Source organism: Shewanella benthica KT99 (assembly GCF_000172075.1).
Lineage (GTDB): Bacteria > Pseudomonadota > Gammaproteobacteria > Enterobacterales > Shewanellaceae > Shewanella > Shewanella benthica_A.
This window is the reverse complement of the sequence record NZ_ABIC01000045.1, coordinates 1-16,477: the sequence shown is the minus strand read 5'-3', so window position 1 is coordinate 16,477 and position 16,477 is coordinate 1. Positions and strand designations below refer to the sequence as shown.

The following is a 16,477-nucleotide window of genomic DNA, read 5'->3' as shown; positions in this document are numbered from 1 at the left end:
AACTGACCCGATTCAGTACCAGTTTCAACTTATCAATAAATCGCCTTAACACTGGCGGTAGTTGTTGCTGATAGGAGTGCAAGGCATAGAGATAGAAAGCAGGGTCGCACCGATTGAGGGGGAGCCTGTCATCGTCAAGCATCAAATAGACAGCTTCATCAATACGGCTCTGGAGTAGACTTCGGTTGAACTGGGCATATATAAGCTGGTTATCGTCAGCGCAGATGAAGACCAGTCAGGCCTGGTTAACCGAAAATTGCTAATCGAACCAGGCGGCGGACTTTTCTGCCGCCTGACTCTTTACCGAATCATCGATATACATGCTCACCATGGTTTGAATTATCGGACATCATACCAATTCCATTAAATTTATGATCAATTCAGAGCTCTCTCAGGGCTGTTAATTCACGGCGCATTGTTGAGAAAATGGTTATTCCCTTTTGAGACAATGCAACACTGAAGTAGAAGTCCTGAGAAGCTCACGTAGTGCGGGTTTAAAAAACCTTTATGCTGCGCAAGTGGCTTTCGATATAGAATAACTATTAGCTTCAATCCCCTTACTGGCCTACAGCATTTTTAACTCCCGCTGAATGACCACTTACTTAATGGAACTGGTATTACCTCCTGAATATAAATAAGGGAATATCCATGATATTCCCTTATTTCGGCTTATTTAGCTAGAACTGACTAGAGCAGCGCTACCTTTGATGCTTAGGCGTGGTGCCCCAAACATTTTTCTTCGCCGGACGTTGCCTTTGGCCATTGACGCTCCCCTCTTGAGTGCCAGATGCTTTCCCACCCTTCTTATTCGACGTGCTGCCAGCCTTACTCTTGGGCTTTCTGTCGGCAAACTGATCTTCAGAGAAACGGGTAAAGGCCTTCTTGCCAGCGGAAGACGGTTTATTGTCAGCTTTATTAGCTCCGCCCTTGCCCTTATTACGTATGGCTTCACGTTCATGGCGGGACTCGGTCGGCACCAGGCAGCTGGAACTGTTGCCTATCAACTCCTCTCTACCCATCTCGATTAGGGCTTCGCGGATCATAGGCCAACCAGCAGGATCGTGGTAGCGCAGCAAGGCCTTGTGCAGCTTACGTTGACGCCCCTTCTTCGGCACAGTCACCTTTTCACTGGTGTGTTTCACATTCTTCAGCGAGTTGAGTCCGGTATGGTACATAGTGGTCGCGTTCGCCATCGGCGATGGATAGAAATTCTGCACCTGATCCAGCTTAAACTTCTCTCCCTTGAGCCATAGTGCCAGGTTGACCATGTCTTCGTTGGTCGTGCCGGGATGCGCCGAGATAAAGTAGGGGATCAGATACTGCTTCTTACCCGCTTCCTTGGAGTACTTGTCGAACAACTCCTTAAACTTTTCATAGCTGCCCATGCCAGGCTTCATCATCTTGTTCAGTGGACCATCTTCGGTATGCTCTGGAGCAATCTTGAGATAGCCGCCCACATGATGGCTCGCCAGCTCTTTCACATAACGGGGATCTTCGGTGGCCAAATCGTAACGGACACCCGAGGCGATGAGTACCTTCTTGATCCCGGGTACATTTCTTGCCGCACGATAGAGATCGATCGTCGCCGAATGATCCGTATCTAAGTGACCGCAGATAGAGGGGAATACACAGGAGAGTCGTCGACAGGTTTTCTCGGCCTTGACGCTCTTACAGCCCAGACGATACATGTTAGCCGTCGGGCCACCAAGATCTGAGATGACGCCGGTGAAGCCTGGTACCTTATCCTGAATATCTTTGATCTCATTCAGGATCGACTCCTGGGAGCGACTCTGAATGATACGCCCTTCATGCTCGGTAATGGAACAGAATGAACAACCACCGAAACAACCACGCATTATGTTGATCGAGGTCTTGATCATGTCATAGGCGGGGATCTTGTCGTCACCATATGATGGGTGTGGTACCCGCTTATAGGGCAGGCCAAACACGCCGTCCATCTCGTCGGTATTTAACGGCCAAGCAGGAGGATTAATCCAGATAGCACGCTCGGCATGACGCTGAAACAGGGCACGGGCACAGCCCGGATTCTGCTCCTGATGCAAAATTCTAGACGCGTGAGCATAGAGGTATTTGTCTGTCGAGACTTTCTCGAAGCTAGGCAATAACACATAGGTCTTCTCCCAAGGTTTAGGCCTCGGAGCCTGTACGCTGATGGCCTTGGGAGCTTCATTGTCGAATATCTTCACATCCGACGGGCCGGACATGTTCTTACAACCCACATCATCGGCGCCGTAAGGATGAGGAATAGGGTCTATCTTATGTAGCTGATCTATTTTGCGTGAGTCCATGCCCTTCCATTCGGCAAGTGGCTCTTTACGTATCACTGTGGTGCCGCGAATATCGTGCATGTCAGAGATGGACTCACCCGCCGCCAGTCGATGGGAGATCTCCACCAGGGGGCGCTCGGCATTACCATAAGCCAGAATGTCGGCTTTGGCATCTAAGATCACACTGCGGCGCACCTTATCAGACCAATAATCGTAGTGGGCCATGCGGCGCAGGCTGGCCTCTATGCCACCTATGACAACCGGCACCTGCTTGTAAGCTTCCTTACACCTCTGGGTATAAACGGTTACCGCGCGATCCGGGCGCTTACCACCGATATTTCCTGCCGTATAAGCATCGTCGTGACGCATACGACGCTCGGCGGTATAACGGTTGATCATCGAGTCCATGTTACCCGAAGTCACCCCGAAATAGAGGTTTGGCTTACCCAGCTTCATGAAGTCTTCTTTATTAGACCAGTCTGGCTGAGAGATGATACCGACCCTGAAACCTTGAGACTCGAGCATGCGTCCAATCACGGCCATACCGAAGCTGGGATGATCCACATAGGCATCCCCGGTCACAATGATGATGTCACAGCTGTCCCAGCCCAGTTTCTTCATCTCTTTGCGAGACATAGGCAGAAATGGTGCCGCCTCCGTTTGCTCAGAGCGATATTTGGGATGAGTAAATAGGGTAGATTCAACTTGCATGAGTAATAAAGCCTGACTATCAAACGGTGAAAATAGAGTATTCGCGCCCACTAACGGGACGCGGAGTATAGCAGGGGATAGACCATCTGGGCGAACAAAAAACGAACAAATGTAAAGATAATTAGGCTTGAAAAGAAAAAGTCATTAACCCCAGACTTGGTAAGGAAATAGGATACAGACCCGAAATAACCACTGACATATGCCGTCATTTTGCTTGCACTATTGCTTTTGATAAACCAGCATTACAACTAATTTGAGCCTAAGCAAATATTTTCCAGTCGATTAACCTTTTTTACACAAACTAGGTTAATATGCGCTCGCCTGAACACCCCAATATAAAACTCACAAATGGACCTAGCTAGTGGACAACGCAGAATTTCTTGAGAAACGACGTTTTATTATCAAGTTAGGTAAGTCGTTGCATAAGTTTGGTACTCCGGCCTATCGACTGGAAGCCCATCTTCAAGCCGTTTCGAGCTTGCTTGGCATAGAGGGATATTTTCTTATTTCGCCAACGGCGATGACCTTTGTGCTGCAGCACGATACAGATCAAGAGTATCACCATGTCGCCCGAGTCAATCCCGGTGAATTAGATCTTGGCTCTCTGGCTCGTACCGATGAGCTGGTCGAAGAATTAGTCTCAGGAAAGCGTACGCTAACCGAGGCATTAGAACGCCTCGAAGAGATCGCCAATAAGCCAAATCCCTACGGCACCAAGCAAACCTTACTGGCCTTCGGCAGCTCAGCCGGCGCCTTTGCTATGTTAATGGGTACCAGTTGGAATGATGTATTCTGGTCGGCAATGCTAGGACTCATGGTCTACGGTTTGGTCTACCGCGCCGAACGCTCCAAGCGTATGGCAGAAATGCTTGAACCCTTAGCGGCCATTCTCTGTGCCATCTCGGCGACAGCTATCTCACACTTCGACCCGAATATTAATATCCCAGTGGTGATCCTCTCGGGCATCATCATCTTTATCCCAGGATTGGCACTGACATTAGGCATGGCAGAACTCGCCGCCAGGGATCTGATCTCGGGTACCGCGCGTATCATGGATGCCTGCATGTTACTGTTTAAACTCTATTTCGGCACGATATTGGGCATGGTGGTAGGCTCAGCTATCTTCGGCGACGCCATCAACTTCGAGCCAGCCCCTTTACCCAAATGGGCTATTTGGTCGGCAGTGCCAATTCTTTCTATGGCATTGGTGATCATCTTTAAGGCCCGCATGAAAGATGCCCCCTGGGGCATACTCGCCGGCATAGTCGCATTCTTCTCATCCATGTTAGGTGCTATATACCTCGGGGATTCCCTCGGCATCTTCTTCGGCGCATTCGCGGTTGGTGTCTATTCCAATTTATTTGCCCGCTGGATGAAGGCACCGGCCTCTATTGCCCTGCTACAAGGCATAGTGATCTTAGTGCCCGGCAGTAAAACTTACATAGGCCTGAATACACTTATCTTAGGTGAAACCATGCTTAATCAATCACACATAGGTAGCCAGGTCTTTCTGATCTTTATGTCGCTCATTGCCGGACTCATGTTCGCCAATGTTGCCGTGCCTCCGCGAAGAACGCTCTAGAGATCTATTCGCGTTCGACGCCTAATCATGCTCTGCGTAACGCCAGTATTTCATATTTGACCTTGACTTACTCCTATCTGGCGTGTGTTATTAACTTGTAACCAAAAAGCGTTGATTAGGATACCCCAGCACACTCAGGCATTATAAAGGCCTCTAATATGATGAGATGTACGTCGAATTTATCTCTGTTTATTGTCTGCTTTATAGCCAGCATGCCTGGTAGAGGAGACGATTCAAGGTTAACTGCAACATCATCAGACGAACCTTCGATGCTGACTGACGATGAGGCTTTTTCTCGAGAGGACACCAGCCCAAAGATCACCCAGAAGAAACTCATCCGCAAAATAGTGGTCTCCAGTAATCCCATCTTCGACGAGTCTGATCCCGATGCCTTCTTTATCCATCACTGGGCCAACTACCTGCATATCAATACCCGAGAACCTGTCATTCTCAATAAATTAAACTTAGAGGCTGGCGATCGAGTCACACAGAAAGATCTCGATGAAGCCCAAAGGCTACTGAGATACGAGCCCTACATACGCGACGCAAAAGTCAGTCTGGTAGAAAAAGCGCCCGATGCAGATATTACTCAAGAGGGGGATACACTCTTGGTTGAAACTTGGGATAACTGGTCACTGTTACCGACATTCAGTCTGAGTCATAGCGGCGGTGAGAGTAAATACGCCATTGGCATCAAAGAAGATAACTTACTTGGCTACGGCATACGTACGCGGATTAAGTACCAATCAAACGCCGATAGAAGCGGCTATAAAATCTCACTGGAAGCCCCCCTTGATAGTTTTATCAAGCACTCAAAAGTCGCCTTCAACTATCAAGACAATAGCGACGGAGAGGCGACACAATTTTACTTCAACAAACCCTTCTATACCTTAGACACTAAAGATATATATTCGGCCATGTACAGCGACGACCTCAGAATCGATACCCTTAGGCAAAATGGCATGGACATCAATGAGTTTGAACAGCATGATAATTTTAATAGCCTGACATATGGCTGGCGGGTGAGTCAGAGTGACAACTTGCGCACTCGTATCATCACAGGTATCACCCAAGATAAAAGCCAGTTTTCCAAGGTTGAGAAATATTCTGACTCAGAGCTGCCCCAAGACCGGGACTTCCTCTATCCCTGGCTCGCCTATGAGTATTTGCAAGATGACTTCAAGGTATTGAACAATGTCCACCTCATCGACTATAACGAAGACTTTAACTTAGGCTGGCATCATTACTTTAAATTCGGCCTGGAAACCCAAGATACCGAGGGCGGCTCTCCCTTTGGCTACCACCTTAACTGGAAAACAACTCGTGGCTATCGGGCCGATGCAGAGCTTCTCTTGCTGGAGTTCGACGGTTCGGGTGTGTTTTCCACCTGCCAAAAAGACTTCTATAAGTTAAATATGATGGCGGAATACTTCTATCAGATAAGTCCCAAGTGGACGGCTTACGCTAAGACCAGACTCAGTACATCTAAGAATAACTATTTAGATAAGACCTTTTCCCTGGGCGATGACACGGGCATACGTGGCTACCCTAACGATTACCAACATGGTGATAATCAATGGATATTTACCGCAGAGATCCGCAACTACCCGAATATTAACCTATACCAGCTCGCCGAACTCGGCTGGGCTGCTTTTGTCGATATAGGGCAAGCCTATGGCGGGCCCGATGAAAATAATGAAGTATCGGGCCCAATAGGCAGCATAGGCATAGGCGCAAGAATCTATTCATCTCGCTCGAGTTACGGTAATGTGGCTCACATAGACCTCAGCCTCCCTTTCACCTCAGGAGTAGAAGTAAACAGCTGGGAATGGCGCTTCCAGGTAAGAAACCGTTTCTAAATTTCATCACAAGCTTCTCAAGGGTACGCTATATATATCTGCATCATTGATACCTAACATGCTCACAACGACTCGATTATTGTTAGACATTGATAAGGCACGTTCATTTCTGATAGACAGTGCCGGCAAGCTAAAGGCAACATGCTCTCGTCCTTCTTTATCTAAACGAACGAGTATATCTTCATCATCCGTTCGCTTTAGAAAATATAATTCAGCATCATGATAAAAGAAACTGCCCCAATCTGTGGCCGCTAATTCTGCAGTAGCTAAGTATTCGCCATTTCCATCGGCGGGAAGATAGAATATGCCCGCAAGATTATCTTTGCTGTAATAGAGTCCACCATGTTCATCTTCGATGGCAAACTTTCCATTTTCAGCGATCACTTCAACCTCCTCACTGGCTAAGGTATAGCGGTATATTCCCCACTGCCCAGCCATGTTCGATGAGAAATACACTTGAGTACCATCTCGGGAAAATGACGGGTTTCTGACATCACCGTCGATACCAGGTAAGTGGGCAAGTGGCTTAGATATGGCATTCGCAGGAATTCTTACTGCGGCCATCTCGGTAAAGACCGCCTTGACGCCAGCAATTTTCTCGATTTATGCAGCATAGCCAGCATCGGCCCTGATGCGGATGAAGTTGCCCAGCAGCTTAACACCCGGTAAGTGTTCGATATTGCCATCGAGAGCCAGGATTGCACTCACCACTATCTGCTGCGCCGCTTCCACTCGCTTTAGACTCACGGCCAGTTTCTTCTTATTGTTCACCGTGGCCTTGGTGAGTGAGCCGACTTCGGACAGGTACACGAAATAGGTCAAGGTCTGCTCTTGATTGACTGAGGAAGAGTATGCGGACAAGGTATCGTCGGTCTGCGCGATAGCAACTGCGCCCGGCATCATAGCCGCGAGTTCCATACAGCTAGCTAATTTACTTTTTTTAAATGACATATTATTTCCCTAAGAAGTTGCGATAATCTTGTTATTTTTTTAGCCCTTATCTTTTTAGGCTAATCAGTGAAACCGCTACCGTCGGTTAACGGCCTGTTAACGCTCACCCCTATGGTTTTCTGTCAAATAGCCTCAAACAACAAGCTTTCAGGCGTTTATTTTGTTTCTTTTCTGTTTCGATTACTCTTCAATCTTTGCTAAATCAATAGCTTAATTTTAGTTTTAGAGTGGTTTATGTTGAGCGGGAATTCAACTGGAATTCAATATAGCCAACGTTCTAGTTGCAATTAGGATTTGGCCAACCGAACCCTGACAATAGAAAATTAGGATACATCTAGATACAGGGTATCGCTACAAATCGTTGTATTTAAAGGAATTGAAAATTAACTGAAACATAAGTGACACCAAATAGTAGCGCTAGATTTGCTCAGATCGATCGCCTTGGGTTATCAAGTTTAGGTTGGAGTAACAAATACCGAACAACTGCCTTCTCAGATTGATCAATATCTGAGGTAGATGGACTCAAGAATAACTAAAAATGAGAAAGACCAGGTGAAGTTAACCTATAAAAAAAGTCTGATCGCAGCCGCACTAAGCATAATATTAAGCCCTGTCATTCAGGCCAATATGGTCGATAGTCGTGGTATCTACAATAACAGCAGCCAGCGTACCAGTGAGCTCAAGGCGAGTAAACGAAATACCGATAACCTCTATATGGTCCTGCTTGATGATCAACCTCTGGACACCTACAGAGGCGATATCGCCGACTTGCAGGCTACCAGCGTATTGAGTAACACCGCCAACACCCGCCAAGACCGCGGCACCCTTAACGTTCACAGCGCAGCCAGCCAAAACTACCTAAGTTATCTGGCCAGGCAGACAGACTCGACGCTCAAGCGTGTCCAGGCTAGCCTGAATCGACGACTCGACATCAAGAGCCAGTATCGAATTACCCTCAACGGTTTCAGCACCGACTTAACCGAGCAGGAAGCCGAGCAACTGGCCTCGGTCGCAGGCATCAAGCTGGTGCAGAAGGTACAGCGACGCCACCTTACCACCGACTCAGGCCCTAGACACATCCAGGCTGCTTGGGACGGCAGTGCCACCGGCATCTCCACTAAGGGCGAAGGCATCATCGTCGGCATCATAGATACTGGTATCAGTGCATTCAATCCCTCATTCGCCGATATCGGGGGTGACGAATACGATCATACTAATCCCCTTGGCGAAGGAATATATCTGGGGCACTGCGCCGAGGCTGAACTCGCTCACTACTGCAACGATAAACTGATCGGTATTTGGGCCCACGAAGGGGTGATGGATGACTATATACCCGAAGGCGATGACCGAATCGGTATCGATCACAACGGCCATGGCTCACACACAGCATCGACAACGGCGGGTAACGTCGTTAACAATGTGCCTATCTACAATGCGATGGGCGATGTCGCCGAATTCACCTTCGGCCAGATAAGCGGCGTAGCTCCCCACGCCAATATCGTCTCATATCAGGTCTGTGCCGCCGATGCTGGCTGTTGGTCTGATATCACCGCCCTAGCCGTGGAGCATGCCATCGAGAATGGCGTCCAAGTATTAAACTATTCCGTCGGGGGCGGCGCGAGTAATCCTTGGTATGACACAGATGCACAAGCCTTCCTATCGGCACGTGAGGCCGGGATCCATGTGGCGACCTCGGCAGGTAACTCAGGCCCAGAACCAGAAACAGTTGGCTCCCTGGGCAACGCCCCCTGGCTAACCACTGTTGCCGCCTATACCCACGACCGTAGCTTCACGGAGAAAGAGAGCATCTTCAGTGGCGGGGACACTAGCCTATCGCCTCTTCATGGCGAAGGGGCGACCGCCGGTGGCATGATATTAATCAATGTCGAAGGCGGCTCTGAAACCGTCGATGCCGATTTTCATGTATTACCCTCGATTCATATAGATGCTGCCCAGGGCAGTGAGCTAACCACTTGGCTGGCCTCGGGTAGCGATCACGCTGCCACCATTTCGGCATCCGTGATGGAGAGCAATCCAGACAAGGCCGATATCGCAGCGGAATTTACCTCTCGCGGCCCTGAACCCATCATGAACCGCTGGTTAACCCCGCATGTAGCAGCACCTGGAGTGGCAATATACGCGGCTAACTCAGAGTACCAGCCGTGGCGTGAAACCAAGAGCGAATCGCCGTATACCTTTATGTCTGGCACCTCCATGGCCAGCCCGCACGTTGCGGGCGCCATGGCATTGATCACCGCAATCAAGCCTGAGTGGACGCCTGCCGAGTTACAGTCTGCCTTGATGCTGAGTGCCGAATTCAATACCCATAAGGACGACGGAATCACTCCATCGGACTTCTTCGATTCCGTCGCGGGTAGCATTCGCATCGATCGCGCCCTAAATACCGGCTTGATAATGAATGTGTCATATCAAGAATATGTCGATGCCAACCCAGATCTTGGTGGCAAGCCAGAATCGATGAACATGCCTTCCGCAGTCCAGCGTGACTGTATGATGACTTGGACTGCGGCCTCCACATGGACCACCAGCGGTGACGCCAGCGTGGTAGGAATGAGTGTGGCCTCGACACCCAGCAGCTTTACTCTGGCCGCCGGTGAGAGTATTGAGCTAATGGTTACGGCGACGATCTCGGAAGGCTACAATGCTGAATTCGGTATGGGCCGCTTGCTACTCACGCCATCAGACACTAACCTGACTCCTTCTGCCATGCCAGTGATCGGTACGTTCGTCGCTGGCAGCTACCCTGCCAGCACCTCGATCGAGACCAACAAGAGCAAGGATAGTGCACCAATCGAAGGCATCACTACCATAGGATCCAATAATGTCCAGGTAGGCGTATTCGAGTTAGCCGAAGTCGAAGTTATCACAACTACGATTCCCCGCGACGATAGCGATACCGCCAGCTGGCCGACCAATGTCTGGAATGATAGCAACTCAGCTGATCAACGTCACGCCATCGACCAAGCATATTGTCGTCCGCATCAAGGATACCAGCTCACCGGATCTGGACCTCTATATCGGCCGCGACGCCAACTACAATGGTAAGCCAGACAATTTTGCGGAGATGGCAAACTTACTATGTCAGAGCGCCACCGAAACCGCCTTCGAGGTGTGTGAAGTGAATGATCCACAACCAGGTAGCTACTATGTCGCGGTACACAACTTTGGCGATACCAGTGCTCTTCGATATTCAGGCGACGCTACCTGAAGGAATTGTTATCGTAAGTGACAGTCATGAAGGCACTCAGGATGGTCAAGTCCTCACCTGGCAGCTGACTCAAGCTCCCCAGAGTGAGGTGCAAACTATCATCCTAAATTTAAGTACCACCAACATGATAATGTCTGAAGAGTTGCTATTTGAAGTCTCTCATACCGTCAATGAGAACCAACAGAGCGAAACGCTTGAACCTGTGTACCTGGAAGGGATCCCCGTTGCACTAATAAACGGTGAGAGTGAAGTTGAACTAACGGCCAATGAGCAAACCACATTATCTCTTTCTGGAGCCTCTAGTACAGTGCCCAACAGCGATGATGTCGCGACTTACATCTGGACTCAGGTTTCGGGTCCCTCACTGAGCATAGAAGATAATAGCCTGGCCGAAATCGACCTGATACTGCCCGATGTAATAAGCGATGATGTCGCCGTGTTGGAACTCACCATAAGCAATGGCAAGGTTTCCTGTCAATTTTTCGGCCGCTCTGTGGCCGGCTTTTTTATTACCTCTCAATGATTACAACCGCCTTCTCAAGGAAGACAAGATAGAGGCCTACACGATTAACAGAAATCCATAATGCGAAGTGCCTAGCTTAAACGACAAGACACCAAAGTTTAATCAGCCGAGTTACACCAAAATTCGGTAAGAGTTTTGTGCTAGCCATGAGACCCGTTTTTAGGATCAATATTTCATAGTCACAGCTTACTGACTCCACCTAAATATGAGTCACACAGCTTATCGATCACATCCTTTGACATACCCAGCCGCATAGCGGTTTCTTCAAACTTCTCATGAATAATCACTGCGGCTTCTTACTTGATAAGATTTTAGCGACGAAAAATGGAAATAAGCATGCTAAAAAAAATATGCTGCAACTATAATAAATTTAACATGTGACTCTAATTAAACAGATTTAATTATTATTTTCGGAGAAAGAATGATTTTACCTGTAATAATGGCAGGTGGAGCAGGTTCACGGCTCTGGCCCTTGTCGCGACAAATGTTCCCCAAACAGTTTCTCACCTTGAATGGTGATAGCTCTATGCTACAAAGCACGGCTATGCGCCTCAAGGGGATCGAACATGCTCCAGCCCTAGTGATCTGTAATGAAGAACATAGGTTTTCAGTTGCAGAGCAGTTTCGAGCCAACAAGATCCCCAATAGCGGAATTATTCTTGAGCCTGTAGGGCGCAACACGGCTCCGGCTATCGCCTTGGCAGCATTCACCGCGGTTAAAAATAATGATGATCCCTTATTGTTAGTGCTAGCGGCCGATCACCTGATTAAAGATGAACAAGCATTTCGTCAGTCCGTTAAAACGGCCACTGAATTTGCTCAAGCTGGCAAGCTGGTTACATTCGGTATTGTGCCCACGGCACCAGAAACCGGTTATGGCTACATAAAACGCGGCGATACCTATGAGAAAGGCTATTGTGTGGCAGAGTTTGTGGAGAAACCCAACCTGGCAACGGCTCAAGCCTATCTGGATAGCAAGAACTACTATTGGAACAGTGGCATGTTCCTGTTTAAAGCCAGTCGCTACTTAGATGAGCTTAAAACTCATAGCCCGGAGATCTATACAGCATGTGAAAAAGCTATCTCCAATACTGCCCAGGACTTCGACTTTTTACGAGTGGATAAGGCCGCATTTGAGGCATGCCCGGATAACTCTATCGATTACGCAATAATGGAGCCTCTGTGCAGTAGCCAAGATTCAGATAAAGTGGTGGTCGTTCCCATGGATTGTGGCTGGAGTGACGTAGGTAGCTGGTCTGCGCTTTGGGAAGTGAAAGACAAGGACAGTAACGGCAATGCCTTTCAAGGCGATGTGATAAGCATAGACACCAGAAATTCCTATGTTCACGCTAGTGACAAGCTAGTGGCTACCATAGGCCTCGAAGATATGATAATCGTTGAAACGAAAGATGCGATTTTAGTTTCAAAAAAGAGCGAAGTTCAGCAGGTTAAAAAAATTGTTGAGCAATTAAAAGCAAACCAACGCAGTGAATGGCAGCATCATCGTGAAGTATATCGTCCCTGGGGGAAATATGACTCTATCGACTACGGCCAGCGCTTTCAGGTGAAACATATCACGGTAAACCCTGGCGCTAAACTGTCAGTTCAGATGCACCATCACAGGGCCGAACATTGGATCGTGGTGTCCGGCACCGCAAGAGTGACTAACGGTGATCAAGAAATCTTATTAACAGAAAACCAGTCAACATATATACCCATTGGCACTATCCACGCCCTTGAAAACCCGGGAAAAATCCCGTTAGAGCTGATCGAAGTGCAGTCGGGGTCCTATCTGGGTGAGGATGATATTGTACGCCTTGAAGACCGCTACGGCCGCAAAGATGAGCAGGTATAGACGACAGGCCTACTTTATAAGCTTTAGCTTCGATATTTGAGCCTCTAGTATTGAAGCTAAGTAAGGGAAATAGTCATACCATCTTCACGGGAGAGTGCTTACTGCACCTATAGGATTGTTGATGTTATTGAGTTCAGATGTGATTAAAAGTAGTGGTATAGGCTTTGGCACCAGCGGTGCTCGTGGGCTGGTCACTCAATTTACCAATGAGGTTTGTGCGGCTTTTACCCTCTCATTTGTCGCGACTCAGCGACAACACTTCACTTTCAACCATATCGCCATCGCGATTGATAATCGCCCTAGTAGTTTTCGGATGGCAATGACCTGTGCCAAGGCATTGGAACACTTAGGTATCGAAGCGATTTACTATGGCGTAGTTCCAACACCCGCACTAGCATATGCCGCAATGCAAGATAACATACCTAGTATCATGGTCACCGGAAGCCACATTCCATTTGACCGTAATGGCTTGAAGTTCTATCGCCCCGATGGAGAAATAAGCAAAGCTGATGAACAAGAGATCTTGTGTACTCGGGCAGAGTTCCCCCCCTTCGATGGCATTCCTAACCTTACTGTGAACCCGCATGCTGCAAGACTTTATATCCAACGCTACACATCATTGTTTAATGCTACATTTCTCACAGGCAAGCGTATTGGTATTTATGAGCACTCGAGTGCTGGGCGAGACTTATATTCTAAGATATTCTCGGCCCTGGGCGCCGAAGTCATAGCTTTAGAGAGAAGTGATGAGTTTGTGCCTATCGATACCGAGGCTGTAGCCGATGAGGACATAGCTAAAGCGAGAAACTGGTCAAAACAATATGCTCTCGATGCCATATTCTCAACCGATGGTGATGGCGATCGCCCCCTCGTTGCCGATGAAAATGGCACTTGGCTGCGGGGTGATATTTTAGGCTTACTCTGTGCCAATGCGCTGCACATAGAGGCGATCGCAATACCGGTTAATAGCAATACGGCCATCGAGAGCTGCGCATACTTCTCTCATGTGAAACGAACAAGAATTGGCTCACCCTATGTCATTGCTGAATTTTCTGCTCTGGCAGAAAATTATGAAACAATCGCAGGTTTTGAAGCAAACGGAGGCTTCTTGCTCGGCAGTGATGTGAGGTTCAAGCAGCACACACTTAAAGCCCTGCCGACTCGAGATGCTGTCTTACCAGCATTAATGCTTTTTGCAGAGGCTAAGCACAAAACTATTTCAGCCGTAGTCGACTCACTCCCCAAAAGAGTGACATATAGCAACCGTATAAAAAACTTCGCCACGGAGCGTAGCCAAATCATTCTGACTCTAGGCCAAGAAAATCCAAACCGACTACTCAAGGCCTTAGGTTTTGAAGGGGTATCAATTCAGACTCTTGATTGTACCGATGGCTTACGAATGAGCCTCAAAGACGGCAGAATAATCCACTTACGTCCCTCCGGAAATGCGCCTGAACTCAGATGCTACGCTGAAGCTGATAGCGTCGAAATAGCGAAAGCTCTGGTACATTCTTGTTTAAGCAAGATCGCCGTCAATGGCTTTGTAGATCTTTTATCCGAATAAACTTATTCCACTTGATATTAAGCCTTCCCTACGCTTCAAAGCATTCTTCATATCCCTAAGGGCTGTTGGTGGAAGTGTCGAAATTGAACGACTATATGGATATAAGCGGTAGAGTAACGCAGGAGCTGTTACCGAGGAGCATTTATCGACCGACATCGGCAGTAGGCACTGCACGTACGTGCTTAAGTGGATAAGCCACCTGCCTACCTTGAAATTGGATATGGGATATAGCATCTATATTTAAAAAATACCCAAACGCAAAAAACGGAGGCACCTTCCAATGGCCCGGCTGCGGATATGCCGCCAAGGATGGCGGTAAGTAGAATAACGCAGGAGCAGTTACCGAGGAGCAAATCAGTGACCTTTCCTAGTCCGCGAAGTGGACACATGGGGGCGAAAAATCAGTGCTTTGAATGCGCAGAATTCAACTGTTTTGTAGCGAGAAGCGACGCAGTCGCTGAACTGGGGACCCCGCTCAGCAGCGGGGCGACATCGAGGGGTAGTGGTTTTGTAGTCTGCAACCAAAGCGCCTTCCAATGGCCCAGCTTCGGGCAAGCCCTCCGCGTTCAACGGGCGCAAAGCTGCGCTTCGCTAATAACGCCCGTTTCACCCTACGACCCACAAGGATGTGGGAAGTGTCGAGATTGCAGGAGCAAATCTCTACCTATCACATGGAATGAACCTCACTGCGTTCGGGCTCTTTATATTCCCCATCTTCGAGTGGTCATCTTTCCAGACTAAAAACGAAAAAAGCCCGTTGCGTTAGCAACGGGCTTTTTCGTGTATTATACCAATCTGGAAAATTAACTGGTCATATTCGCCCAATCCCTAGAACACATTTTTGTCACTCTTTCAGCACTCTCGGTGAAAGTGTTCCAGGCTTCACAAACACTATCAACAATATCTTCATAATTTTTGAAAACTCGATTGGCAAGGCAGTGCTGGCGCATCCAGCTCCACACTTGTTCGATCGAATTAAGCTCAGGTGAATAAGGGGGTAATTTGATGAGGCTGACATTATTGAATTCATCTGCAATGCCATCGGTATGCCAGCCAGCTCCATCCATAATAACGACTGCATGTCTGTCTGCTTCTGTGACTTCCGAGATCTGTCTCAAGTGCAGGATCATGGCTTCTTTACTCGTCCATGGAACCACTATTGCTTGGCCTATACCTCTGCTTGGGCATACTGAACCAAATAGGTATGAATATGTGCCCCAGTTAATCTACCACCTTGAGCGCTACTTGCTCTTTTTTCTATGTAGTCAGCCAGTTGCGCTCGTTGTTTAGTGCTAATAAATGTGGGGCTACCAGTACGTGGTTTCTCTTGTAAGCCTGCTAGGCCTTCTGTTAAATAGACATGTACCCACTTGTTGACACTGGTTCTACTCACTTTTAAAAATTGAGAAATTTGAGTCCGAGACTTTCCATCTTGAAAATGAGCGAGTGCAAGCAAGCGCATCTTCATTTGAATGGATGTCTGGCTACGAGCAAGAGCATTGAAATCTGTATTTTTAAAATTATCCATGAATACAAATGAAGAAGATATGATGATCACAATTAGATCATATTTTTACTTAGAATGGTATAAATCCCAGACGCAAACCCTTTCCTACGCCATCCTTGGCGTTCAAGGATAAGTACTTCCTGTACAAAAAGCCACCTTATTCAGGTGGCTTTTTCACTGTAAAATCAGGACTGCGCCAGTCATGGAACAAAAAGCGGAGGCGCCTTCCAATGGCCCGGCTTCGGATAAATCCTCCGCGTTCAGACCCAGCATCAAGCTACGCTTGATAAGCGCAAGGTCTGCACCCTACTATCACATGAAAGGATGCATGCTTCGCATGCGCTATCTATATTCCCCATGTTCGTTCGGTCATTTTCCAGACTAAAACGAAAAAAGCCCGTGCGTAGC

The 16,477-nt window shown here is 48.0% G+C and carries 9 protein-coding genes and 1 pseudogene; 6 read left to right on the top strand and 4 right to left on the bottom strand.

The window, feature by feature from the left end:
• Window positions 1–698 precede the first annotated feature (698 nt).
• The gene (locus KT99_RS16475; protein ID WP_005502235.1) at window positions 699–2,999 is read right to left on the bottom strand and encodes a YgiQ family radical SAM protein; all 2,301 of its coding nucleotides are present in this window, start codon (window positions 2,997–2,999) and stop codon (window positions 699–701) included.
• Window positions 3,000–3,360: 361 nt separating this feature from the next.
• Between KT99_RS16475 and KT99_RS16470 the strand changes: the two genes are divergently transcribed.
• Complete coding sequence (locus tag KT99_RS16470) at window positions 3,361–4,581, top strand: threonine/serine ThrE exporter family protein (RefSeq protein WP_005502233.1); 1,221 nt, start codon at window positions 3,361–3,363, stop codon at window positions 4,579–4,581.
• A gap of 269 nt (window positions 4,582–4,850) precedes the next feature.
• Complete coding sequence (locus KT99_RS16465; protein ID WP_005502231.1) at window positions 4,851–6,440, top strand: ShlB/FhaC/HecB family hemolysin secretion/activation protein; 1,590 nt, start codon at window positions 4,851–4,853, stop codon at window positions 6,438–6,440.
• A 6-nt stretch (window positions 6,441–6,446) separates the two neighbouring features.
• Here the strand turns inward: KT99_RS16465 and KT99_RS16460 are convergent, their stop codons facing one another.
• Both KT99_RS16460 and KT99_RS16455 read right to left on the bottom strand, forming a co-directional pair.
• Window positions 6,447–7,004, bottom strand: coding sequence for a TolB family protein (locus tag KT99_RS16460; RefSeq protein WP_005502229.1), 558 nt, complete (start codon window positions 7,002–7,004; stop codon window positions 6,447–6,449).
• A gap of 39 nt (window positions 7,005–7,043) precedes the next feature.
• Window positions 7,044–7,391 (bottom strand): hypothetical protein, encoded by a 348-nt coding sequence (locus KT99_RS16455; protein WP_005502228.1) that lies wholly within the window; start codon window positions 7,389–7,391, stop codon window positions 7,044–7,046.
• A gap of 516 nt (window positions 7,392–7,907) precedes the next feature.
• Here KT99_RS16455 and KT99_RS16450 point away from each other — a divergent pair.
• The 4 genes from KT99_RS16450 (at window position 7,908) to KT99_RS16435 (ending at window position 14,562) form a co-directional block, all read left to right on the top strand.
• A complete protein-coding gene (locus KT99_RS16450) occupies window positions 7,908–10,457 on the top strand; it encodes a S8 family serine peptidase (RefSeq protein WP_005502226.1) in 2,550 nt (849 codons plus the stop codon).
• Window positions 10,458–10,558: 101 nt separating this feature from the next.
• The gene (locus tag KT99_RS16445; RefSeq protein WP_198402032.1) at window positions 10,559–11,143 is read left to right on the top strand and encodes a hypothetical protein; all 585 of its coding nucleotides are present in this window, start codon (window positions 10,559–10,561) and stop codon (window positions 11,141–11,143) included.
• 421 nt (window positions 11,144–11,564) lie between these two features.
• On the top strand, window positions 11,565–12,998 hold the full coding sequence (locus KT99_RS16440; protein WP_040572121.1) for a mannose-1-phosphate guanylyltransferase/mannose-6-phosphate isomerase: 1,434 nt from the start codon (window positions 11,565–11,567) through the stop codon (window positions 12,996–12,998).
• A 121-nt stretch (window positions 12,999–13,119) separates the two neighbouring features.
• Entirely contained in the window at window positions 13,120–14,562 is a 1,443-nt protein-coding gene (locus KT99_RS16435; protein WP_005502213.1) for a phosphomannomutase, read from the top strand.
• Between the two features lie 803 nt (window positions 14,563–15,365).
• Here KT99_RS16435 and KT99_RS21785 read toward each other — a convergent pair.
• A pseudogene (locus tag KT99_RS21785) lies at window positions 15,366–16,090 on the bottom strand (IS630 family transposase).
• Between the last annotated feature and the right edge of the window lie 387 nt (window positions 16,091–16,477).